This is a genomic window from Streptomyces sparsogenes, assembly GCF_001704635.1.
Classification (GTDB): domain Bacteria; phylum Actinomycetota; class Actinomycetes; order Streptomycetales; family Streptomycetaceae; genus Streptomyces; species Streptomyces sparsogenes.
Map to the genome: position 1 here is coordinate 172585 of NZ_MAXF01000095.1, position 21300 is coordinate 193884.

The 21300-nt window shown below is 68.0% G+C and carries 25 protein-coding genes and 1 pseudogene; 13 read left to right on the top strand and 13 right to left on the bottom strand.

The features are described 5' to 3' along the window. Positions 1–12: 12 nt before the first annotated feature. The 3 genes from BBH68_RS19890 (at position 13) to BBH68_RS19900 (ending at position 2192) form a co-directional block, all read left to right on the top strand. Complete coding sequence (locus BBH68_RS19890) at positions 13–990, top strand: magnesium transporter CorA family protein (protein ID WP_076970761.1); 978 nt, start codon at positions 13–15, stop codon at positions 988–990. 417 nt (positions 991–1407) lie between these two features. After that, complete coding sequence (locus BBH68_RS19895) at positions 1408–1704, top strand: hypothetical protein (RefSeq protein WP_065964421.1); 297 nt, start codon at positions 1408–1410, stop codon at positions 1702–1704. Then, positions 1701–2192 carry a DUF5994 family protein gene (locus BBH68_RS19900; protein ID WP_065964347.1) on the top strand — a complete coding sequence of 164 codons (492 nt, stop codon included), beginning with the start codon at positions 1701–1703 and terminating at the stop codon, positions 2190–2192. Before BBH68_RS19895 ends, BBH68_RS19900 begins: the two co-directional genes overlap by 4 nt. Positions 2193–2316: 124 nt before the next feature. On the opposite strand, the gene BBH68_RS42035 is transcribed toward BBH68_RS19900, so the two are convergent. The 6 genes from BBH68_RS42035 to BBH68_RS19925 all read right to left on the bottom strand — a co-directional run bounded on the left by BBH68_RS42035 (position 2317) and on the right by BBH68_RS19925 (position 5080). Further along, entirely contained in the window at positions 2317–2472 is a 156-nt protein-coding gene (locus BBH68_RS42035; protein ID WP_170066579.1) for a DUF6131 family protein, read from the bottom strand. An 87-nt stretch (positions 2473–2559) separates the two neighbouring features. After that, on the bottom strand, positions 2560–3168 hold the full coding sequence (locus BBH68_RS19905; RefSeq protein WP_065964349.1) for a hypothetical protein: 609 nt from the start codon (positions 3166–3168) through the stop codon (positions 2560–2562). Positions 3169–3198: 30 nt separating this feature from the next. Beyond that, on the bottom strand, positions 3199–3885 hold the full coding sequence (locus BBH68_RS19910) for a DUF6286 domain-containing protein (RefSeq protein ID WP_245738131.1): 687 nt from the start codon (positions 3883–3885) through the stop codon (positions 3199–3201). Positions 3886–3946: 61 nt separating this feature from the next. Further along, positions 3947–4354 (bottom strand): Asp23/Gls24 family envelope stress response protein, encoded by a 408-nt coding sequence (locus BBH68_RS19915; RefSeq protein ID WP_079151092.1) that lies wholly within the window; start codon positions 4352–4354, stop codon positions 3947–3949. Beyond that, positions 4351–4524: a hypothetical protein gene (locus tag BBH68_RS42040; protein ID WP_158080299.1), complete on the bottom strand. Its 174-nt coding sequence runs from the start codon at positions 4522–4524 to the stop codon at positions 4351–4353. The genes BBH68_RS19915 and BBH68_RS42040 overlap by 4 nt, the downstream gene beginning before the upstream one ends. 73 nt (positions 4525–4597) lie before the next feature. Next, positions 4598–5080, bottom strand: coding sequence for an Asp23/Gls24 family envelope stress response protein (locus BBH68_RS19925; protein ID WP_065964424.1), 483 nt, complete (start codon positions 5078–5080; stop codon positions 4598–4600). A gap of 156 nt (positions 5081–5236) precedes the next feature. On the opposite strand from BBH68_RS19925, the gene BBH68_RS19930 reads away from it, so the two are divergent. From BBH68_RS19930 to BBH68_RS41530, 4 genes are all read left to right on the top strand, one after another. Continuing rightward, complete coding sequence (locus BBH68_RS19930) at positions 5237–5827, top strand: RNA polymerase sigma factor (protein ID WP_174589056.1); 591 nt, start codon at positions 5237–5239, stop codon at positions 5825–5827. A gap of 95 nt (positions 5828–5922) precedes the next feature. Continuing rightward, the gene (locus BBH68_RS19935) at positions 5923–6489 is read left to right on the top strand and encodes a hypothetical protein (RefSeq protein ID WP_245738132.1); all 567 of its coding nucleotides are present in this window, start codon (positions 5923–5925) and stop codon (positions 6487–6489) included. Between the two features lie 848 nt (positions 6490–7337). Further along, entirely contained in the window at positions 7338–9860 is a 2523-nt protein-coding gene (locus BBH68_RS39605) for an ATP-binding protein (RefSeq protein WP_076970760.1), read from the top strand. Continuing rightward, positions 9857–10213, top strand: coding sequence for a hypothetical protein (locus BBH68_RS41530; protein ID WP_141713028.1), 357 nt, complete (start codon positions 9857–9859; stop codon positions 10211–10213). The genes BBH68_RS39605 and BBH68_RS41530 overlap by 4 nt, the downstream gene beginning before the upstream one ends. Before the next feature lie 215 nt (positions 10214–10428). On the opposite strand, the gene BBH68_RS19940 is transcribed toward BBH68_RS41530, so the two are convergent. Together BBH68_RS19940 and BBH68_RS19945 are read right to left on the bottom strand one after the other, a co-directional pair. After that, complete coding sequence (locus BBH68_RS19940) at positions 10429–10959, bottom strand: NUDIX domain-containing protein (protein ID WP_065964357.1); 531 nt, start codon at positions 10957–10959, stop codon at positions 10429–10431. Position 10960: 1 nt separating this feature from the next. Next, positions 10961–12316, bottom strand: a complete 1356-nt coding sequence (locus tag BBH68_RS19945) for an NsdA family TPR-like regulatory protein (RefSeq protein WP_065964428.1) — start codon at positions 12314–12316, stop codon at positions 10961–10963. Between the two features lie 223 nt (positions 12317–12539). Here BBH68_RS19945 and BBH68_RS19950 point away from each other — a divergent pair, with 223 nt between their 5' ends. From BBH68_RS19950 to BBH68_RS19965, 4 genes are all read left to right on the top strand, one after another. After that, entirely contained in the window at positions 12540–13289 is a 750-nt protein-coding gene (locus BBH68_RS19950) for a hypothetical protein (RefSeq protein ID WP_065964359.1), read from the top strand. Between the two features lie 77 nt (positions 13290–13366). Beyond that, positions 13367–14278, top strand: coding sequence for a phosphotransferase family protein (locus BBH68_RS19955; RefSeq protein ID WP_065964362.1), 912 nt, complete (start codon positions 13367–13369; stop codon positions 14276–14278). A gap of 1 nt (position 14279) precedes the next feature. Beyond that, positions 14280–14972: a class I SAM-dependent methyltransferase gene (locus BBH68_RS19960; protein WP_065964363.1), complete on the top strand. Its 693-nt coding sequence runs from the start codon at positions 14280–14282 to the stop codon at positions 14970–14972. Between the two features lie 36 nt (positions 14973–15008). Continuing rightward, on the top strand, positions 15009–15554 hold the full coding sequence (locus tag BBH68_RS19965; RefSeq protein WP_065964364.1) for an HAD domain-containing protein: 546 nt from the start codon (positions 15009–15011) through the stop codon (positions 15552–15554). 164 nt (positions 15555–15718) lie between these two features. Here the strand turns inward: BBH68_RS19965 and sodN are convergent, their stop codons facing one another. After that, on the bottom strand, positions 15719–16114 hold the full coding sequence (sodN, locus tag BBH68_RS19970) for a superoxide dismutase, Ni (protein ID WP_065964366.1): 396 nt from the start codon (positions 16112–16114) through the stop codon (positions 15719–15721). Between the two features lie 154 nt (positions 16115–16268). Between sodN and sodX the strand changes: the two are divergent. Continuing rightward, positions 16269–16580: pseudogene (gene sodX / locus BBH68_RS19975) on the top strand (nickel-type superoxide dismutase maturation protease); the annotation flags it as partial. Positions 16581–16618: 38 nt separating this feature from the next. Here the strand turns inward: sodX and BBH68_RS19980 are convergent. After that, positions 16619–17293, bottom strand: coding sequence for a CGNR zinc finger domain-containing protein (locus BBH68_RS19980; protein ID WP_065964369.1), 675 nt, complete (start codon positions 17291–17293; stop codon positions 16619–16621). Positions 17294–17373: 80 nt separating this feature from the next. On the opposite strand from BBH68_RS19980, the gene BBH68_RS19985 reads away from it, so the two are divergent. Further along, a complete protein-coding gene (locus BBH68_RS19985; protein WP_065964371.1) occupies positions 17374–18162 on the top strand; it encodes a class I SAM-dependent methyltransferase in 789 nt (262 codons plus the stop codon). 85 nt (positions 18163–18247) lie between these two features. Here the strand turns inward: BBH68_RS19985 and BBH68_RS19990 are convergent, their stop codons facing one another. The 3 genes from BBH68_RS19990 to BBH68_RS20000 are packed head-to-tail and all read right to left on the bottom strand — an operon-like array spanning position 18248 to position 20953. Then, positions 18248–19000: an amino acid ABC transporter ATP-binding protein gene (locus BBH68_RS19990; protein WP_065964429.1), complete on the bottom strand. Its 753-nt coding sequence runs from the start codon at positions 18998–19000 to the stop codon at positions 18248–18250. Between the two features lie 5 nt (positions 19001–19005). Continuing rightward, positions 19006–19953 carry an amino acid ABC transporter permease gene (locus tag BBH68_RS19995; protein ID WP_065964373.1) on the bottom strand — a complete coding sequence of 316 codons (948 nt, stop codon included), beginning with the start codon at positions 19951–19953 and terminating at the stop codon, positions 19006–19008. 46 nt (positions 19954–19999) lie between these two features. Further along, complete coding sequence (locus tag BBH68_RS20000) at positions 20000–20953, bottom strand: ABC transporter substrate-binding protein (protein ID WP_065964374.1); 954 nt, start codon at positions 20951–20953, stop codon at positions 20000–20002. Positions 20954–21300: the final 347 nt, after the last annotated feature.

Consider the following 21300-nt stretch of genomic DNA (forward strand, 5'->3'; position numbering starts at 1 on the left):
TAGCCTCGGGCCATGGTGACGCGCACCCGGCTGTACCACGACGGCACTCTGCTCCTGGAGGACTTTCCCGCCAGGGACCTCTCCGCGCATCTCGCCGATCCGGCGGCGGTCCTGTGGCTGGACCTGTACCGGCCCGGAGCCGCCGAGTTCACCATGCTCGGCCAGGAGTTCGGCATCCACGAACTCGCTCTGGAGGATGCCGCGCAGCGCGGGCAGCGGCCGAAACTCGACCGCTATCGCACCCATGAGTTCCTCAGCGCCTACGCCGTGACCGTCAGTCCGGACGGGGCCGAGCTCACATACAGCGAGATCGCCGTGTTCCTCACCAGGCAGGCCATGATCACCGTCCGCAACGACGAGGGTTTCGACATCGAGAACGTCGTCGCCCGCTGGGACGAGAGCCCGGACCTGGCCGGCCACGGCGTGGGATTCCTGCTGCACGGCCTGCTCGACCATCTCGTGGACGGCCACTTCGCCGCGGTCCAGCAACTGGACGACAGCGTCGAGGAACTGGAAGGGCTGCTCTTCGCGGCCGGGCGTCGTCAGATCGAATCGGTGCAGCGCCGGGTTTTCGCACTGCGCAAATCGCTCGTCCGTCTGCGGCGCGTCGTCCTTCCGATGCGTGAGGTGGTGAACGCGCTCATGCGGCCGGGCCTGCACGTGATCACCGACCCTCTCGTCCCGTACTACCAGGACGTCTACGACCATGTGCTGCGCGTCACCGAATGGACCGAATCACTCCGGGACCTGGTGGTCTCGGTCATGGAGACGAACCTCTCGGTCCAGGCCAATCGCATGAACCTGGTCATGAAGAAGGTGACGAGCTGGGCCGCGATCATCGCCGTACCCACTGCGATCACCGGCTACTACGGTCAGAACCTCCCCTATCCCGGGTTCGGCCGCGAGTCGGGATTCATCACCTCCGCCGCCGTCATCGTGGTCCTGTCCGCCGTGCTGTATCTGACGTTCAAGCGCAAGGACTGGCTCTGACCCGCCCCGGCGTCGGGCACCGGCGACCAGGTCGCCAAGGCGGGAAATGCCTGGTCATTCCCGGCTTCTCGGGCCGGTGAGCGGAGTAGTGTGAAGAGGCCGGGAGTTCCTCGCGCACCGGCTCCGCCGCGGGTGCCGTTTCCGGTGATCGACGACGCCGGGCCGCCCTCCGCGTGCCCGGGGACGGGTCGTGACATGCCCGGGACCATTGGCCGTACGACATCGATCAGGCGCGCGCCGTCGCCGCCGACCCGGCTGTCCCTGACACCCGCGCCGGGCGGGCCGGACGGCATGTGGCCACCTCTGATGGCCGGCGACGCCGGCGATGCCCCCGGCCAGGAGGTATCAGCCGAAGGGATCGATGCCCGACGCAGGGAAGAGGCGTGGGAGACCGAGGGGGGTGGAGGAGGGCACATCATGGCCGTATTGCGCGAGCGGAAGGGGTACCGCGAGAAGATCATGCGGGCTCTGTACCAAGCCGCCGAGGGCAATCGCCTCCTGGGGGTCGACGGGGCGAAGCTCCGGGACGACCTCGGTATCCCCGAGGAGGACCTGGCCGCTGCCTGTACGTATCTGGCGGACGAAGGCTGGGTCGTCGTCGACTGGGGGAGGGGCAATACGCCTGAGATGATCACGTTGACGCATCAGGGGATCCGGCGGCTGGAGACAGAAGAGGAAGGCGTTGCCCCCAGCGAAGGACGGGCGGCACCATGACCGACTCCGAGACCCCCGGCCCTCCCAGGCTGCTGCCCGATGCCGTCCACAAGGCGGTGGGACCCGGGACGGCCCTGCTGAGGCTGGAGACGGCACGCGCACGCGAGGGAATCCTGGACGGTGCCTGGTGGCCGCGGTCGCGGGACATCGGTGTCGAGCTGCCCCCGCTGATCTCCGCGCTGACCGAGCACCTCGGACCCGTCTCCCGCGTGGGTCTGGACAGCAGTGCCTGGGACGAACTGCCGACACGGCTGACGGTGGACGGCCGGGTCGTGCACATCGACTCCTTCCCGGTCGGTGACGACACCGTCCTCGTCACCCGCGGCGAGCAGGACCACTTCTCCCTGCTGCTGGTTCCGCCGGACACGGCGCCCGAGGCGGCACGCGCCGCGATGGCCAGGGCCGTCCGGGCCGACAACGTCAGCGAGGCCGGACAGATTCTCATCGACCTCGCCCGTGTCGGCGACCGGCCGTCCCCGCCGAGCTGACGTTTCCGTCGCAGACCGGACCTCCGGACATCGACCGGAAGGACGGGGGTGAACCTCTCGATCTGCCCGGCGGACTCCCGCCGCCCCGATCACCAGGAGTGGCGTCGACCGGCGACGGTGTGGATCACCAGTAGTGGCGGCGACCGGCGACGGCGTGTCCCATCGCCCCGAGGAGCCACAGGACAGCTCCTATGACCGCCACGATGATCCCGATGGTCCACAGGATGGATATCCCGGTGACGAAGCCGATGACGAGCAGAATGATGCCGATGACGATCATGATCTCTCCCGTGGGGAGTAGTGCCGGTTCCCCTGCGGACCGCGAAAGGCCGCAAGGGCGTTGAACCTGGGAACGGTCCCTTCTTCCTTACTCCGCCCGATGGGGCTTGTGGCGGATGACGTGTAGGCGGACATCGGTGGGCATGTGCGGGGAGCCGGTGCATTGACGAGCGGTGCGGAGCGGGCCTTCGCAGAGGGCACCGAGAGTGGCGCCGGGCGCGCCCTCGGGGGTGAGGGTGAGGCTGACGCGGGTGCGGTGGTGGGCAGGCCGGCCGGTGATGCGTACGGCCGCGTGCTCGACCCCCGGCAGGGCGCCGGCTTGGGTCGCGATCGCGTCGCTGAGGGCGTGGTCGCGTAGTTCGACGCCCTCCTGCGGGGGTGTGCCGCCCACGGGCAGTGAGCCGGGGCGGCGTCGGCTCACCTGGGCGAGCAGCCACCACAGGGCGAGCAGAGCGGCGAGGACGAGGGCGGCGATGACCGCCGGCCACCACCACCAGCCCTGGCTGCTCCAGCGGGCCCGGTCGGCGGAGCCGAGCAGGACGTCGTTCGGGGTGGTCAGGGGCCAGCCCGCGGGCGGGACCAGATCGTGTCGCCGGTAGAGGTCGAGTCCGGCGAAGAGGATCAGCAGCCCGCCGCAGAGCAGGACCAGTCCGGCGACGGCCAGCAGACTGCGGTTGAGTACGGATCGCGGCGTCATGGTGCGGGCTCCGGTGCTGCGGGGTTTCGGTCAGTCGGCGCGTCGCCGCACACGTACGACGATGCGGGGAGGACGGGCCAGGGTCAGCCGGCCGCGTTCCTCGTCGAGGACGGCGGTGAGGTCGTCCTTCACCTGTCGGGGGTCGCGGAAGCGGACGTCCGCGCGCGCTCTGATGCGGTGGCGGCGTACGCGGACGTGCGCCGCGCCGACTCCGGGGACCCGCATCGCGGCGTCGCGCAGCAGGCGGGCGGCGCCGTCACGGTCCAGCGAGGCACGCAGTCGGGGGCAGCCGGCGGGTGAACGCAGGGGCAGCCAGTGGCGATGGCCGGGGGTGAGGGCCAGGACGATCAGCCAGACACCGATGGCGGCGGCCACGGCCGCTCCTGTGAGCATCCACACGTCGTCCACGGAGCGGGTGGCCAATTCGTCGGCCAGGTGCCGGCGCCAGGCTGCCGCCGGGCGTCCGGCCCGTACGGCGAGGACGTCGACCAGCGCCGCGACCGCCGCCACGAGGATCACCGAGGCGACCAGCATCGCCGGGAGACGGCGTGCCGCCCACGGCCGGTGGGTCCGGTGTCCGCTGTCGCGCTCACCGGCCCTGAGATCAGAGCCGGACATGTCGCGTTCGGGTGGCTCTATCTCCTTCGCCGGCGGCACCGGGGCACGGTGCGCGGACGACGCGGAGCCGCGGCCGGGAGGACCGGGATCGGTTGTCATCGCGCTCCCCTTCCCGCGTGGATGGTCCGGCGTGCCCGGCGGCCCGGACCATCGTGGCCGCTCACCGGACCCGCCCCCGGCCTGCTTCGGCGGCGGTCAGCAGACGCCGGACGGTGAGGGTGACCTCGCTCACCCGCAAGCCGGTCAGCTGGGCCACCCGTTCGGCGACGTCCCGCTGGATCCGCTCACAGACACGGGCGATGTCGGTGGGGTAGGGCAGGTCCATGGCCACATGCAGGCGCACCGATCCGGTACGGACGGTGGCGGAGGCGCTGGGTGCCGCCGGCCCGCCCCGGTCCGGTGGTACGGCGGCGCGCCTGGACTGGGCCGTGCGTGCGACCTGCGCGGCGATACGGGCGACCACCCTGTCCGGGATGACGGTGGCGCCCCGTTCGGCCGGGGGTGGCAGGCCGACGGCCGGCGCCGGTGGGTCCGACGCCTCGCCGGGGGATGCGGGCCGGGTCTTCACCGCCGCTGCTTCCGTGTCCAGAGGTCGAGGTCACCCTGCACGACGAGGCCGACGATCAGCCCCGCCGCGCCCAGGACCAGAACCAGCAGAAACGCCCAGAAGCCGCCGAAGTAACCGGCGAAGCCCAGGGCCATGCCGGCCGCGAGGCCTGTCGTTGCCGTGTTCATCATGCACTCACCCGTCCCGCGCACATACGTCACCGTGCGCGCGATCTCCCGCGCCCGTGCAGGGCCCGGCGGTGGATCACCTCACGCGGCCCTCGGCCGGTTCGGCGCCTTCCTCCTCGTCGGGGAGGTGGACGTCGTCGACGGCGATGTTCACCTCGACGACCTCCAGCCCTGTCATCCGCTCCACGGCGCTGATCACGTTGGTGCGTGCGCCGCCGGCGACTTCGACGATGGAGACGCCGTACTCGACGACGACGTCCAGGTCCACCGCGGTCTGACGCTCGCCGACCTCGACCTTCACTCCTCGCGTGACGCCTCCGCCCGCGCCGGGGACGCGTTCCCGGACCGCGCCGAACGCCCGGGCCATCCCTGCGCCCAGGCCGTAGATCCCCGGTACCTCGCGGGCGGCCATGCCTGCGATCTTCGCCACCACACCGTCCGCGATGGTGGTCTTCCCCCGTGTCTCGGCCGGGGCCCCGGCCCCCGTACGGCCTTGCAGCGCGCTCACGCCCGCATCGGCCCGGCTGTCCCCGCCGCCGCTGGTGATGTTCTCCGTCATGGCGGTCGCCTCGATCGGTCGGTCGGGCACCTGAGCGGCACCCGTCGAAAGATTGGACACAGCAGGGGCCGCGTTTCTCACACACATCTAATGTGACGTGCATCACAGGCGGTTTCCTGGTTACCCAGAGGGTCCGAGCCTTTGTGCGGGGGCGCCATGACCGAACGCACTGTTTCCCCATCGCCGGAAGGCGACCTGCTGGGACGTGACCTGCCGGACGGATTGCTGGCCGTCCGGGCGGCCGAGGGGGACGAGGACTCCTTCGCCATTCTTGTCCGGCGGCACGGCTCGTCCCTCCTTACTCTGGCTCGCTGCATGCTCGGCAGTCCCCAGGACGCCGAGGAGGCCGTGCAGGACGCCTTCGTCAGCGCTTGGCGGCGGCTGCCGGAATACCGCCACAGCGCGGAGTTCCGTACCTGGATGTACCGGATCACCGTCAACCGCTGCCTGACCATGCGCCGGCGCCGGCCGCCGCCCCTCTCACTGGACGTCGTCGTCGAGCCCGCGGCGGGAGACGCCTGGAGCCAGCCCGCCCGGTCCGCCGAGCAGGACGCCGCCACCGCCGCACTGTCCCGCGCGCTCGCCGAGCTGGATGTCGGACAGCGGATCTGCTGGATCCTGAGGGAAGTGGAGGGCCTGCCCTACAAAGAGATCGCCCATGTGACGCGGACCAGTGAGCCGACGGTGCGCGGCAGATTGTTCAGGGCGCGCCGATCCCTGCAGGAGGCGATGGGCCCATGGCGCTAGGCGACCCGCACGCACGGCCTTCCGGGCCCCACAGAGCCCACGGGCTCCATAGCGGCCCAGCGGCCGCCGATGTCCCCCCGTTCGCAGGTGATGAGGTGCTGCCCTGCGGCCGCCTGCTCAGCCGGGTCTGGGAACAGGCGCGCGACGCGGCGCCGGCTGACGACCCGCGCACCGCCTCCTGTCCTCACTGCCGCGAGGCCGTCGAGGGGCTGGCCACGGTGAACGCGGCCACCCGGGCGCTGCGCACCGAGGACACGCGCGGCCTCCACGCCCTCGCCGACCGCGTCATGAGCATCGTCGGGGCGGAGGTACGGCCCGGACGGCTGCTGCCCCTGGCCGACCCGGACCGGGACCTGCGGATCGCCGAGAACGCCGCGGCGAAAGTGCTGCGGCAGGCGGCGGACACGGTCCACGGCGCGAGGGCCGCGACCTGCCGGCTCGTACCCGAGGGTGAGGGCACCGACGTTCGGGTGATCATGACCCTGGCCGCCGCTCTCGACCGCCCGCTGCGCGACCGCGTCCATGAGGTGCGCCGAGCGGTTCTCCACTCGGCCGTACAGGACCTGGGTCTGGCCGTGTCGGCCGTCGACATCGCGGTGGTGGAGGTCCTGGAGCAGGAGCCGCTCCTCCGTCCCGGCTTCCCGACCGGCGGAGGTGGGTGATGAGTGCCGCCGTACATCCGCGCGGCCATCGTCACGCTCGCCGGCTTCGGCTCGCGCCCAAGCGGAGTTGCTCGGCCTCGAGGTGTCGGACGTCGTGGACCGCACCCGGCCCCTCAGAGCCGCCATGGGCGGCGGCCTGCGGGCCGGGTGCGGACCGCAAGACCAGCGGATCAAGGGATCCGCAGGTCAAGCGGCGTGACCGAAGATCAGGCCTTCTTGGTCTCCTAGTAATGGGGCGTTCGGTGACCTGCGGAGGTGATCACTGCAGGTTGCTGACCTGGCCTTTCCGTGATGGGTGAGTCAGCCGACGAATGACCCTGCCCGAGCACATCGCCATGGCCGCTCGGGTGGTGCCCCGCCGGGCGGTGTAGCTGTCCGGACCTTGCGGCTCCGTTCAGCTCCGTGGCCCCCGCGGCGAGCTGACTCAGCTCCCCGGTTCTCCGCGCTGTTCACGGGCGTCACCACCGCCATCTGGCGCGGAAACGACTGCACCGCCCCACTGAGCTGCGGAATAGCGAACTCCACATCCTTACACCACATCGCGGGACGCTACCGCCGCTCGGGACTTACGGGAAGCCGGAGCCCTCTTGGTCGCAGCCCATCACCACCCATGCGGTTGATGTATGAGCTTCGCTCGCTACGTGGTCCTCCGCTGCTTAGTCATGTCCCTACGGCCGGTATGACCAGAACCTTACAGTCCTTATCGTTAGGAATTAGGACATAGCGAACTTAGTGCATAAAGGCACCCTGAGTTCTGACGGGCTCCAAAAACCCCATACTCCTGACCCGCCCCACGGCTAGCATTACGCCCCTACATGCGGCACAAGCACCATGGCAGTGGAGTCGGCATGACGGTCACGGACAACCCAACCCTTGATGGAGAAGTCCCGAAGGGTAAAGGTGAACACAGCGACGCGGAGGGGAAGCTCTCCCTGCTCACCTATGCAGATCTGGCCGAGGCCGCTATGAGGATGCAGGCTGGTGCGACAAAGACGAAGGCCGGCTGGGAGAATCTGCGAGCACTGATTGCTCGGCTCCAAGGTGAGAACGTGGGCGTTCTTGACCCCACTCAGGGTGAAGCGTGGGGTATAAAGGGGCTGCGCCTTTGCGGATTTCAGGGAACTACAGCCGAATTTTCGATGCAGATCGACCCTTCTCCTGGAATCAGCATCTATCATGGACCGAACGGGTCTGGCAAGTCAACTATTTCTGATGGTATTCGTACCGCGCTCTCAGGGAAAACGGGATGGTGGACTGACGTAACCGCGCCGACAGGGCGAAGCAAATATGATCCGCTCTGGGAAAAGATCAACAGAGCGCGTGACAGTGCGCAGTCTTGGGCAGAGGTCACACTGGTGCGAAATGGCGAAGAGCTGATGCTGAAATGCGTGCTCACTGATGATGGTGAGGTCGGCGATGCCTATGGCGAATGGCGAACCTCCTCCGGTGAAGTGTGCACTGTCGATATGGGAAGCACTTGGCGCCATGCACTGGAAGGGCATCCTCCTGTATTTTCGTACGCCGAGGTGGAGCGGCGTGTTCAGCAGAGTAATGACTTGCAGCGCTATATTACCAACCTTCTCGCGCTGGGAGGGGCATTCACGTATCTAGAGGCGCTGGTGTCCGAGCTGAGTGAAGCAGCTTCGGCGAGTAAAAAGAAAATTGATGCCGCACTCAAGGACGGCAAAGCTAGAGTGGCCGAGGTTGACCATCGCTTTCGACTCAGCGAGCCGACGGTCGAGGTCCGAGATATTTCCTGGCCGGCAATTACCGATAATATTGAGGACTGGCTAACTCGCCATCACCTTGTGGACGCCGCTTCGACAACGGTCGAAGTCACGAGCGCAGACGTACAACGACTGAGGTTGGCACTGTCAACTGTGGATGCAGCCTTCCAGAAACTGGAAAGCGCCTCCGCGTTGACTAGCCCGAGGATTGCCCAGCACTTGGATGCTCTTTACAAGGATGCTGTCGAGATTACTCCACGGGGCTCAATGTGCCCTGTTTGCAATTCGGTAGTTGATGACTGGGTGGAAATCCTGCAGGAGAACGTGGAGCGGCATGCCGTGCTGTCGCCGATTCACGAAGAGGCATGCCGCGCATTGAGTGAACTCAGGGATGCGTCAGTCGTCGCGAATCACGTGGCGGAAATTATCGCACTAATTAACTATTCTGATAGTGGCCGCAGGGCTGCATCTGCGACCGCAGCGGCAAACGCAGAGCGCCTTCGCGCAGTGATGAGGTTCCACGGCAGTCGGCCGGCACTGGAGGTACGGGAAGGTTTCCTGGCTCTGAGGAACTCCATCAGCACTGCGGACTGGTACGCGGCAAGCGGCGCGGCAGTGGAGGCAAGCGAGATCACGAGGAGGTGGCTTCGAGAGCGTAGAGGAGCTCTTGAGGCATTTTTGCATACCTGGCGGACGGAGCAGGAAAAGGCTAAAGAGAGCGCTCTATGGCAAGAGACCAAGAAGTGTGCCAGCACTCTTGCCGACAAACTGCGCAAGGAGCGGACTGAACACTTCAAGGAGAAGGCTGATAAGCGAGTCAGGCAGTTGCTTGAGGATGTTGGGATCTATCTGAACGGCATTCACCTGACAACCACCCGAGCCGAAGTGAGCGTGAGTAATTCGAGCGGTCAGGAGTTGCAGCTATCCATGCTGAGTGCTGGACAAAGGAATGCCTTCCTGCTGGCCCCATTGCTCTCTACCGCTGAGTCAGGGCCGTTCTCCTTTCTAATCCTGGACGACCCCGTTCATGCATTTGACGAGATTCGGGTTGACCGTCTGGCCTCTGTCTTGGTCGATCTCAGTTCCGAGCGGCGGGTTATTGTTTTTACTCATGATGAGCGATTGAAGCAGCATCTCCTTGCTCGGGCAGCAAACGGTCAAGCCTGGAGGGTAAGCCGTGATGTTGAGAAGGGGGAAATCAGCATCGAATCAACGGATGAGATGTGGAGAGTTCTGCTGGATGATGCGAGAAACATCGTTACTTGGGCTCCGCGACCGTCGCCTACCGCTTACTTGACTGAAGCACAGGTCGTTAGAGGTCTGTGCCGCCAGGCGGTCGATCATGCCCTGCATTCTTGCGTCGTCCGCTACTCACTGGCGCAGAGGCAGGATGTGACGTGCAACGTATCATCCATTGATGCGGTCGACAATACCCTCAAGAGGGTAGCCTTCGCGGAAAAAATGATCAGCCAGACCCATAGTGGGAGAAATCCGATCGATGAGTTTAACAAGATCTGTGGGCATTATCTGCGTGGCTGGAACAAAGCGGTTCACGGGGCTGACGACGCGAAGGCGAACCTTAACCTAGAGATCGAAAAGGCGCGTGAGGCTTGCGCATTGATCACTGCTTGGGACTTCTCGTGAAGCTCAACACCGCATCTCGTCGTCGCATCGAGGTGTTTGAGCTGAGGCTGCGCATTGAGTTGGCTACTATTGAGGCTTATCATCGGGTTTGCCAGCCAGAGAATCCACTTCTGTTCATCAATAACGTACCGGGAAGGCTTTCCATCGTAATCGGCCTAGTGCCTCCGGAGGAAGTTATGGAAGCGGCCGGGCTGGTGCGTCTGGTCCGGCATGTTTATGGCCGGGCATCGGATATCCTGCACGGCAGATCGAGCATGGTGGATGCCCCGGCCGTGATAATTGATGAATGGTGCAGCATTGTTGAAAGGCTGGAGACCCTAGTGGGTGTGCGGTCAACTACGCCTTCGAACTAAAGGCGTCTGATGCTGGATTTCCAGCCTGCTAAGTGGGCATTTGGGCTTTCAGGTAGCCCCTCGCGTCCGAGTGTAAGTAGGGGCGCTTTCGACTGAGTAGTCGACCTGGGTTTTTTCTGGCAGTGTGGATCGCCAATGGGAAGTCAGCAAGAACCGCCGTGTATACCTGCCACAGCAGGCAGGACATAAATGTAAGCCAGAAGAATTCGGCGTTCCTACCGCCAGCCGTCGAGAGATACCTCCGGCCCTCCCGCGAGATACCGGTGGAGGGCGCTTGAGGTGGTGTCCACGAAGTTTTCAGGGACGGCGTCGGCGTCGACCCAGCAAACCTGGCTGTGCTTGCGGGGTTCGCGGTTTTCGGGTTCGCCGGTCCATTCGTGGGCGGCGAAGACGACGGTGAGGAAGCCGTTGGGGGCCTCCACGCCCCAGGCGCCGTGGATGATATGGGCGACCTTGAGGGACTCGGGCTTCACGGTGAGGCCCGTCTCCTCGTAGAGCTCGCGCACCGCCGTTTCGGTGATGGGTTCGCCTGGCTCGCTCTTGCCGACGGGGAGGTCCCACATACCCTGGGCGAATTTGGCATTCTCGCTGCGCTGGAGGAGGACGACGCGGTTGGTGGCCTTGTCGTGGACGATGACGGCCGCGACCAGCAGGGTCATCGATTCGAGCGCCGGCTCGAGGGCCTTCGGCTGGTCGCCGGTCTGCTGGGTCACGGGGTTCCCTTCGTCAGACGGATTGTCGGGCATGTTAGGCGAGGGCCTCGCGGGCGCGGCGGGCGAGATCGGCGGCGCCGGGCACTTTGCGCCGCTGGTAGATCGCGAGGGTGGAGCGCATCGAGGTGATCGCCTTGCGGGTGCGGTCGGAGGTCATCCCCTCCATGAGGACCACGGCCTGGGTCCAGGCGGCGACGGCCTCGTCGGCGCGGGCCTGGGCGGCGAGGCTGTCGCCGAGGTCGGCGTGGGTGAGGGCGTGGACGCGCTTGTACTTCTCCGGGTCCCAGCGGGTGAGCGCGTCGCGGTGCTGTTGTTCGGTGCCGACGTGGTCGGCGAGGTCGGTCAGGGTGCGGGCGGTGTGGCTGGCCACGGTGCCGGCGGCCGGACCGCTTACGCAGGAGTAGCTGGGCTGGGGGCCGTCGTCGCGGAGAAGGGCGTCCTCGGCGGAGAGCAGGGCGCGTGCGGCCGACGAGTTCTCCTCGGTGGCGGCGTAGGCGCGGGCGTGGGTGATGTGGAGGAGGGCCTCGGTCCGGCCGTCGACGTGACCGAGGCCGCGTTGCAGGGCGCCTTCGACGAGGTCGACGCAGTGGTGTGGCTGTTTGAGGCTCAGGGCTTGGTGGGCGAGGGCGCGCATCATCCATGCGGCGTGGCCGTGGGGGTCGGCTTCGCAGGCGAGCTGGTAGCCGACCTGGTAGTAGCGCTGGGCGGCTCCCTCCTGGCCCAAGTCGTGGTGCTTCCACCCTGCGAGGTAGGCGAGTTCGGCGACGGCGCCGAAGGCGGCCCGGCGTAAGGCTTCGCTGGGGAAGCGTCCGCGCAGCATGGGGGCGGCTGTGTCGGCGAGGTAGGCGGTGACGGTGGTCAGACCGTGTCCGCCGCCGAGACGCTCGTCGGCGGCGCTGAAGGCCACGGTGATCTGGCGAACGACGTCCACGTCCTCTCCGCCGACCAGGGAGGTGCCGGTACGGGCACGGAGCATGCGGGCGGTTGCCTCATGGTCATGGGCGAGCGGCATGGCCACGCCGGCGGTAGTGAAGGCCGCGATGGCGAGGAAGCGGCGGCGCTCGACGTCGGCGCGCCCCAGATGGGTGACGGCGAGAACGGGATCGGATTCTGTCGGCTCTTCACCCTCACCGGCATGGAGGCCGATCTCGGTCCGGGTGATCGTGCGTCCCGCTCGGCGGGACAACGCCTCGGCCAGGTACTGGCCTACCCGGCCCGACGGGGTGCGGTTGCCGTTCACCCAGTGGGAGACAGCCGACTTGTTGGTCTGGAGGATCTCGCCGTTCTCGGCGGCGATGCGCCGCACGTCCCTGGCGAGAGTCTCGTAGGTGCAGTCGACCGTGTCGATGATGTCGCGCAGACGGGAGTTGGGTTCTCTCTGCGCCGCCACGATCGCCTCCACTCCGGAGCTGTAAACCGCGTATACCGCTTCAACTGCCTTCCACCGTACCCACTGAGCGTAATCACCGGTTCACTTATCAGCAGCCGCCCGGAACGGCGCGACCGTGAACCAGACTCCCTCTTGGTCCGGGCGGCTCCCCGAAGTTCCGTACGCCCACACCGGGCTCGGGCATTCCTGTGCCCGGACCCGGCCGATCAGAGACGGAGACACGGTGACCACCATCGACACCACGGCCATCACGGTCGAGCTGCCCGAGGCGTTCGACCCGCGCTGGAGCCGCCTGCCCGGCATTCAGGTCGACGACCGGCGCGTCACGATCGACCCGGCCGAGTACTTCTTCCGCTTCGAGTCCAGCACCTGGCTCGTCGCCGACTGGGAGCTGGTCAAGTCCCAGCTCCTCGGCGTGGACGAGACGACCGAGAGCGCGGTCGAGCAGCTGGCGCTCAGCTTCGTCAGGAACCACGGTGAGTCCACCTCCGACGCCGCCCGCGTCCTGGCCACCGCGTACGAGGTGTACGCCTACCTCTTCCGCGACGAGCACCTCGTCGGCCTCGGACTCCCGCAGATCACCGCCGATCACCTGCGGATGCTCCGGGAGGCCGCCACGTTCATGGCGCTCAACAAGGTCGAGCTGGACGGGCACATCTCCAATGTCGGCCCGTGCTGGTTCTTCCCCGCCGCCACCTCCGTCGTCTTCGACCTGGACGACGAGACGGGCGGGATGCTCGACGAGGTCTACCACGGCGGTTGGTTCAACGAGCACCGCCGGATCGAGTCCATCAAGGCCCACGCCGCACTCGGCGGCCGGCTCGTGCACGGTTGCCAGTCCGTGCCGGACCAGGCCGGCGGCGTGGTCGCGCCCTACGGTGCCTCGATGGCGAACTTCCGCGACGACCTCGCCGCGTTCAAGGCCGACTGGATCGAGCAGGTCTACGCCCACCGCGTGAACCCGACCGCGTAACCCCAACCGATCAGGCTCCGGGGCGGGCCGGCATCTCCCGCCCGCCCCGGACGCCACCACCCCTCCGGAGCCCTCACGTGACCACGAACCCCAGCGCCGAACTCCTCGACAACCTGCTCACCGTGGCCGGCCACGCCACCGCCGTACGGGAGGAGGTGCGCGTGTGGTCCATGTCCGGAGTCGAGCGCGTCACCTTCCCCGACGGCACCACGGCCATCTTCAAGTACGCCAGGAAGCCCTTCGACAGCGAGGACCAGGCCCTCCGCCTCGCCCACACCCTCGGCGTGCCCGTCCCCGAGGTCCACGCCTCCGCCGTCCTGGATGGCTGGCTCGGCATGCTCATGGAGGACCTCGGACCGTCCCTCCGCGAGGCCGACGACCTTGACGGTGTCGCCGCGGCCGTGGTCCTGCACGGCACCCGTACGGCCCCGCCATTGCCCGTCCTCGACCAGGAGCGACTGCGCACGCTGCCGACCCGGGCGCTTGAGCACCTCGAACGGCTGCGTAAGGCCGACCGGTGGCAGGAAGCCGACGACGTCGAGGACGCGCTCGACCGGATCGCCCAGGCTGCCGAGGCCCGCTCGGCCGGAGCAACGCTGGAACCGTTCGGCTGGGTGCACTCCGAGTTCCACCCCACCAGCCTCCACATCGGCGAGCGCGGCTGGCGGCTGCTCGACTTCGCCCGCGCCTTCACCGGCCCCGGCCTGCTCGACCTCGCCAGCTGGCACGGCACCATCGAGCCCCCGCACCCCGTGCGCCTGCGCGTCCTCCTGGAGCAGTACGTCACCGCCGGCGGCACCCCCGACGCCCTCGCCCCGCGAGGCGGGCTCACCGCCGAGAACTGGGCCCTGGGCTGGCACCGCATGTGGGCCGTCGAGTGGTTCATGGAGCAGTCCATCCGCTGGATCAACGATCCGGCCACCGACCCCGCCTACCTCAAGGCCGTACGCCGCCACCTCACCGATGTCCTCCACCTCCTGGAGATCTGACGTGCTCGCCCAGGCATCCCCATGGCACGCCCACGCCCTCCAACGCACCGCCACCGGACTCGCCGAACCTCTCTCCGTACCCGCCCGGATGGAATGGACCACGAGACCCGGCCAAGGTCCCGGCGCCGAGATCCTCGGCCCCGACCTGCGCGGCAAGCGACTCCTGGAACTCGGCTGCGGCCCCGGCCACAACGCCGCCCACCTCGCCACCCGCCACGGGGCTCACGTCACCGGCGTCGACCTGGTCGGCCTCCAGGTCCGTCGCGCCCGCTCCCACTACGGACGGCTGAACAACCTCACCTTCGTTGCCGGGCACGCCTTGCACTACGTGCACGCTTCCGACGAGCAGTTCGACGCGATCTACTCCGTATTCGGTGCAGTAGGGCTCGTCGCTCCTGAGCTCCTGCTGCCGGCCATCGCTCAACGCCTCACGCCCGGCCGGGTGCTCGCCTTCTCCGTTCCGCACCCGCAGCGCGGCGGCCGCAGTCCCTCCGGCGACGACCGTCCCCGCCGCGACTTCGTCACCCTCCCCGACCGCACCCGGCTCCCCATTGCCCGCTGGGAGTTCTCCACGGACCGCTGGGAGAAGCACCTCAGCCAGGCGGGCTTCTCTCTCACCTCAGCTCGGGAGTTCCATGACCCCCGCATGGGCCACTGGCCCACCACCCTGCTGATCCGCTCCCGCAAGCTCTGACCAGCCATTCGCCCCGGCTTCCCCTCGGAGGAACCGATGCGCCCGCCCTACCTTCTCCTCGACATCGACGGCGTCCTCATTCCCTTCCCTGACGCGGACGGCTCGACCCCGGCCACCCACAGCCGCCACGACGTCGTCCCCACCGGCCGCAGCGCCGACAACCCGGTCGCCGTCTGGCTCGACCCCGCCCACGGCCCCATGCTCATGGACGTGATCCGTACCGGCCTGGTCACCCCCGTCTGGTGCACCAGTTGGCGGCAGGACGCCACCACCCTGATCGGGCCGCTCCTCGGCCTCTCGCCTCTGTCACACGTCGAGCTGCCGCGTCCCCGCATCACCACCAGCCACCCCAACGGCTACCTGTGGAAACGCGACCACGTCGACGCCTGGCTGGCAGGCGCCCCCGCCGTCTGGATCGACGACGACTTCACCAGCCTCGACCACGCCTGGGCGGCGGAGCGCACCGCCAAGGGAACGCCGACCTCCCTCGTGCAGCCCGACCCACACCTCGGGCTGCAGCCCGAACACGTGATCGAGGTCATGACGTGGATCTCGCGGTTACCCACAGTCCGGGCCGCCTGACGACTGGTGCCTTCGCTGCCACGCGCAGCGAGGGCCCCAGCAGGTGGCCACCCAAGACCGCACCCGGCCCCGCAGAGCCGCCATGGGCGGCGGCCCGCGGACCGGGTGCGGACCGCAAGACCGGCGGATCAAGGGATCCGCAGGTCAAGCGGCGTGACCGAAGATCAGGCCTTCTTGGTCTCCCAGAAGATCTTGTCGATCTGGGCGATGTAGTCCAGCGCCTTCTGGCCCGTGGCCGGGTCCGTGGAGCCCTTGGCGGCGCTCAGGGCCTTGAGGGTGTCGTTGACCAGCTGGTGCAGCTCCGGGTACTTCTCGAAGTGCGGCGGCTTGAAGTAGTCGCTCCACAGCACCGAGACGTGGTGCTTGGCGAGCTCCGCGCGCTGCTCCTTGATGACGGTGGCGCGAGCCCGGAAGTGCGGGTCCTCGTTGGCCTGGTACTTCTCCTGGATGGCCTTGACGGACTCGGCCTCGATGCGGGCCTGGGCCGGGTCGTACACGCCGCAGGGCAGGTCGCAGTGGGCGCTGACCCGGACCTTGGGGGCGAACAGGCGGGAGAGCATAGAGCCGTCCTTCCTTAGTGATCGTCTTCTCAGGTGCGAGATTACTCCGTGCGGGAAGGCTTTTCTCGGGTGCCCCGGGGGGCTTAGGTCAAAAGTCCGGTGGCAGTCTGGGATGCCTGGGATGCTGAATGGGGACGTGACCGGAGGTGCCGTGATGCGGGAGCAGCTGCACGATCGCGGGCAGGAGCAGGACCGCGAGGGGCGGGGGCTGCTGCGGATCGGGCTGGCCGAGGTGTACAACCCGTCGATGGTGCCGACGCTGAACCCCGGCGACCAGCTCGTCGTCCGGTACGGGGCGGCCGTCCGGGCGGGGGATGTGGTGCTGCTGCGGCATCCGTTCCGTCAGGATCTGCTGATCGTCAAGCGCGCGGTGGAGCGGCGCGACGGCGGCTGGTGGGTGATGGGGGACAACCCGTACGTGGAGAACGACAGCCGGGAGTTCGGCGTCGTGCCGGACGAGCTGGTGGTGGCCAGGGTCTGGGTGCGGCTGCGGCCGCTGCCGGGTCAGCGGTCGGTGGCCGGGATGCTGTCGTGGGCGGTGTCGGCGGTGCGGCCGGTGCGGGCGCCGCGGTCCGGGCGGTCGCTGCTGGGGCGGCGCGGGGGGCTGGCGGAGCGCTCGGCGTCCAGGCGCTTGCGGGCGCGGTAGGCGGCGACGTTGGCGCGGGTGGCGCAGCGGTCGGAGCAGTAGCGGCGGGATCGATTTGTCGATGTGTCGAGATAGGCGTTGCGGCAGGGCGGCGCCTCGCAGATGCCGAGGCGGTCGGCGCCCAGCTCGGTGAGGTGGAAGGCCAGGCCCATGGAGGCGGTCGCGGCGTAGCCGGCGCCCGCGTTGGCCGCGTAGTCGGCGATGTGCATGTGCCATTTGGGGCGGCCGTCCTCGTCCCGGAACTCGTGCCCGGAGATCTGCGGGCTGACCGGGAACTCGATGAGCAGCGCGTTCAGCAGGTCCACGGCCAGGACCTCGTCCCCGCTCGCCGCCGCCTCGAAGACGGCGCGCAGCCGGGCGCGCACCGACCTCAGGCGGGTGACGTCGGCGTCGGTGGCGCGTCGCGCGGCCGACTGGCTCTCCCCGAAGAGCGCGCGCACGGCCTCCACCGAGGTGAGGCTGTCGGTGCCGCGTGCGGGCTCCTCGCTGTTGACCAGGCGCACGGCGAGATCTGAGTAATAAGCCAGTTCCACTTGTGGTCCTTACGAGCGCGGGTCTATGGTCCGTAATGGCTGATCTGGGTACGAGGGTATTACGAGTGGGGAGACGTGCCATGGTGGACACCGTTGCCGCCTCGGACTGGCGGGCGTGGCAGAAGAGCTGGGACCGGCAGCAGGAGTGGTACATGCCCGACCGCGAGGAGCGGTTCCGGGTGATGCTCGACGCGGTCGAGGCGCTGGTCGGCCCGGAGCCCGCCATCCTGGACCTGGCCTGCGGCACGGGCAGCATCACCGACCGGGTGCTGCGCCGGTTCCCCCGAGCCACCAGCACGGGCGTGGACCTGGACCCGGCGCTGCTGACCATCGCGCGCGGGCACTTCGCGGCGGACGACCGGGTCCGGTTCGTCTCGGCGGACCTGCGCGATCCGCGCTGGACGGAGAAGCTGCCCCGCCGCTCGTACGACGCCGTCCTCACCGCCACCGCGCTGCACTGGCTGGACGGGGACGCGCTGCGGGCGCTGTACGGGCGGCTGGCCGGGGTGGTGCGGGACGGCGGGGTGTTCCTCAACGCCGACCACATGCCGTGGGAGGGCACGCCCCGGATCGACGCCGCCGTGCGGGCCTTCGAGCACGCGCGGCAGGAGCGGGCCAAGGCCGAGGGGGCGCAGGACTGGGTGGCGTGGTGGCAGACGGCGGCCGCCGATCCGGTGCTCGGCGCGCCCACCGCCGAGCGGTTCGCCATCTTCGGTAACCCGGCCGACGGCCCGGACCACGCGAGCGGCGTGGCCGAGGAGTTCCAGTCGGTCACCTGGCACGCCGCCACGCTGCGCGAGGCGGGGTTCGCCGAGGCGCGGCCCGTGTGGTGCTCCCCGTCGGACGCGATGGTGCTCGGGCTCAAGTAGCCACTCACCCACATAGTGCGCGCATGAGCGACGACAGGGCGGTACGGGCCTGATCCGGCCCGTACCGCCCGCCCGTCGGACCGCCTCAGAGCACCTTGGACAGGAACGACTTCGTCCGCTCGTGCCGGGGGTTGGTGAGCACCTCACGCGGGTGCCCGGACTCCACGACCACCCCGTCGTCCATGAAGACGACCGAGTCGCCGACCTCCCGGGCGAAGCCCATCGCGTGGGTGAGCGCGACCATCGTCGTGCCGTCCTCGGCCAGCCCGCGCATCACGTCCAGCACATCGCCGACCAGCTCCGGGTCGAGCGCCGAGGTGGGCTCGTCGAAGAGCATCAGCTTGGGCTCCATGGCCAACGCCCGCGCGATGGCCACGCGCTGCTGCTGGCCGCCGGAGAGCTGCGAGGGGTAGTTGCCCGCCTTGTCGGACAGGCCCACCCGGTCCAGCAGCTTCAGCGCGCGCTCCCGCGCGACGGCCTTGCTCTCGCCCTTGACCTGGACCGGCGCCTCCATGACGTTCTCCACCGCCGTCATGTGCGGGAAGAGGTTGAAGCGCTGGAAGACCATGCCGATGTCGCGGCGCTTCGCGGCGACCTCGCGGTCCTTCAGCTCGTAGAGCTTGTCGCCCTTCTGCCGGTAGCCGACCAGCTCGCCGTCCACGTACAGCCGCCCGGAGTTGATCTTCTCCAGGTGGTTGATGCAGCGCAGGAAGGTGGACTTGCCGGAGCCGGACGGGCCGATCAGGCAGAAGACCTCGCGGGGGGCGACCTCCAGGTCGATGCCCTTGAGGACCTGCACGGCGCCGAAGGACTTGTGGACGCCCTCGGCCTTCACCATGGCGGTCATGACGTGCCCACACCTCCGGCGGAGCGGTTGGAGAAGGAGAACAGATTGGCCCGGATCCGCTGGAACGGGGTCTTGGGCAGGCTCCGGCTCGAGCCGCGGGCGTAGTACCGCTCCAGGTAGAACTGGCCCACGCTCAGGACGGAGGTGAGGATGAGATACCAGGCGGCGGCCAGGAAGAGCATCTCGGCGGGTGCGCCGGAGTTCTGGCCGATCTCCTGCGCGGCTTGCAGCAGATCCCAGTACTGCACCGCGATGACCAGCGAGGTGGTCTTGAGCATGTTGATGAACTCGTTGCCGGTCGGCGGCACGATCACCCGCATGGCCTGCGGCAGCACGACCCGGCGCAGCGTCTTGGCGTGACTCATGCCCAGCGCGTGGGCGGCCTCGGTCTGGCCCTCGTCGACCGCCTGGATGCCGGCGCGGCAGATCTCCGCCATGTACGCGGCCTCGTTCAGGCCGAGGCCCAGCAGGGCGGCCAGGAACGGGGTCATGAAGTCGGACCACTCGTCCTGGTAGATCGGGCCGAGGTTGATGTAGTCGAAGATCAGCCCCAGGTTGAACCAGAGGAGCAGCTGCACATAGACCGGGGTGCCGCGGAAGAACCAGATGTAGCCCCAGGCGATGGCGGCGGTCACCGGGTTCTTGGACAGCCGCATCACCGCCAGGATGACGCCGAGGACGACGCCCAGCGCCATGGCGGCGATCGTGATCCAGACGGTCTTGCCGACGCCCTTGAGGATCTCGTCGTTGAAGAAGTAATCCGGGATGGCGCCCCAGTTCACCTTCCCCTGGGAGAAGGCGTACACCAGCGACGCCAACAGGGCGATGACGACGACCGCGGCGACCCAGCGCCCGTAGTGGCGGACCGGGATGGCCTTGATGGTCTCCGGGGCGCGGGGTGGCGGGGCGTCCTTCGGGCCCGCCTTGTCGATCTCAACAGTCACGGAAAGAGCCTTTCGGTGGGAGCGCGTCAGCGAGGGGAGGGCCGGGTCACTTGCCGCCGTTGATGACGGCCTTCAGGACCGCGCCGTCCTTGACGCCCCACTTGGCGATGATCTTGTCGTATTCGCCGTTCGCGATGATGAAGGCGAGCGCCTGCCGCAGCGCGTCGCGCAGCTGGGTGTTGCTCTTGGCGACGGCGATGCCGTACGGGGCCGCCTCCACCTGCTCGCCGACGATCTGGAAGTCGTTGCCGCCACCCGAGGTCTTCACGGCATAGGCGGCGACCGGGAAGTCGCTGGCGCCGGCGTCCCCGCCGCCACCGCGCAGCCGGGTCTGAGCCTCGGTGTCGTTGCCGAAGGCCTCGATCGAGATCTTGCCCTTGTGGTCCTTCTCGCAGCTCTTGGACTGGGCCTTGGCCAGGTCGTGGGAGACGGTGGAGCGCTGGACGACGATCTTCTTGCCGCACAGGTCGTCCCAGGTCTTGATCCCCTGGTCGTCGCCCTTCCTGGTGTAGATGGACACGCCCGCGGTGAGGTAGTCGACGAAGTCCACGCCCTCGCCGACCGGCTTGCCGGTGTCGGGGTTCACGCCCTCCTGGCGGCTCTTGTTGTCGGTCATGGCCGACATGGCGATGTCGTACCGCTTGGAGCGCAGACCGGTCAGCAGGGTGTCGAAGGTGGCGTTGTTGAACTCGAACTTCACGCCGAGGACCTTGCCCATCGCCTCGGCGAGGTCCGGGTCCAGGCCTATGACCTGGCCGTCCTTCTTGAACTCGACCGGCGGGTAGTTGATGTCCGAACCGACCTTGATCACGCCGGCGCTCTGGATCTTCTTCGGCAGCAGGCTGAAGAGCGGGGCCGCGCCGCTGCCTCTGACGGTGTCCGTCTTGTCCCGCTGGTCGCCGCAGCCCGTCAGGAGCAGGGCGCCGGTGACCGCGATAGCACCGGCGGCGGCCGCCTTGGACTTCGTGCCGGCCCGGCGGCGCGTGATGCTGGCGGTCATGCTCGTTCCTCCTGCGGGGTGAGAGGGTGTCCGACCGGGTCGGAACACGTTTGTGGGTGTCGCGACCCTGTGTGATTGGGGCATCTTGCCACCGCAGTGGCTCGATCGGACGTCCGGCCATGTCAAAATCGGATAACGGGCGACCCCCGTGGTGCACAGGGGCGGAAACGCCGGGCCGGAAGACCGCGGCCAAGAAGCGGAACGAGACGTTCATCACGTTTCATCACGTCGGAAACGTCTCGAGTGTTGGACGTTCAGGAGTGATTCAATCGCTTTCGCGGGTTACGCGACCGTATCCGAACACCACACACACGACCGCGATAAGAAATCGCTCGTTCTCGGAAGAG

What these genes read in the sequence shown, in the direction of transcription:
- BBH68_RS19930 (WP_174589056.1), top strand. Translation starts at nt 5,237, where the DNA reads ATGACCGAACGCACTGTTTCCCCATCGCCGGAAGGCGACCTGCTGGGA.
- BBH68_RS19890 (WP_076970761.1), top strand. Translation starts at nt 13, where the DNA reads ATGGTGACGCGCACCCGGCTGTACCACGACGGCACTCTGCTCCTGGAG.
- BBH68_RS19895 (WP_065964421.1), top strand. Translation starts at nt 1,408, where the DNA reads ATGGCCGTATTGCGCGAGCGGAAGGGGTACCGCGAGAAGATCATGCGG.
- BBH68_RS19940 (WP_065964357.1), bottom strand. Translation starts at nt 10,959, where the DNA reads ATGCCCGACAATCCGTCTGACGAAGGGAACCCCGTGACCCAGCAGACC.
- BBH68_RS20000 (WP_065964374.1), bottom strand. Translation starts at nt 20,953, where the DNA reads ATGACCGCCAGCATCACGCGCCGCCGGGCCGGCACGAAGTCCAAGGCG.
- BBH68_RS42035 (WP_170066579.1), bottom strand. Translation starts at nt 2,472, where the DNA reads ATGATCGTCATCGGCATCATTCTGCTCGTCATCGGCTTCGTCACCGGG.
- BBH68_RS19900 (WP_065964347.1), top strand. Translation starts at nt 1,701, where the DNA reads ATGACCGACTCCGAGACCCCCGGCCCTCCCAGGCTGCTGCCCGATGCC.
- BBH68_RS19965 (WP_065964364.1), top strand. Translation starts at nt 15,009, where the DNA reads ATGCGCCCGCCCTACCTTCTCCTCGACATCGACGGCGTCCTCATTCCC.
- sodN (WP_065964366.1), bottom strand. Translation starts at nt 16,114, where the DNA reads ATGCTCTCCCGCCTGTTCGCCCCCAAGGTCCGGGTCAGCGCCCACTGC.
- BBH68_RS19925 (WP_065964424.1), bottom strand. Translation starts at nt 5,080, where the DNA reads ATGACGGAGAACATCACCAGCGGCGGCGGGGACAGCCGGGCCGATGCG.
- BBH68_RS42040 (WP_158080299.1), bottom strand. Translation starts at nt 4,524, where the DNA reads ATGATGAACACGGCAACGACAGGCCTCGCGGCCGGCATGGCCCTGGGC.
- BBH68_RS19910 (WP_245738131.1), bottom strand. Translation starts at nt 3,885, where the DNA reads ATGACAACCGATCCCGGTCCTCCCGGCCGCGGCTCCGCGTCGTCCGCG.
- BBH68_RS19985 (WP_065964371.1), top strand. Translation starts at nt 17,374, where the DNA reads ATGGTGGACACCGTTGCCGCCTCGGACTGGCGGGCGTGGCAGAAGAGC.
- BBH68_RS39605 (WP_076970760.1), top strand. Translation starts at nt 7,338, where the DNA reads ATGACGGTCACGGACAACCCAACCCTTGATGGAGAAGTCCCGAAGGGT.
- BBH68_RS19905 (WP_065964349.1), bottom strand. Translation starts at nt 3,168, where the DNA reads ATGACGCCGCGATCCGTACTCAACCGCAGTCTGCTGGCCGTCGCCGGA.
- BBH68_RS19990 (WP_065964429.1), bottom strand. Translation starts at nt 19,000, where the DNA reads ATGGTGAAGGCCGAGGGCGTCCACAAGTCCTTCGGCGCCGTGCAGGTC.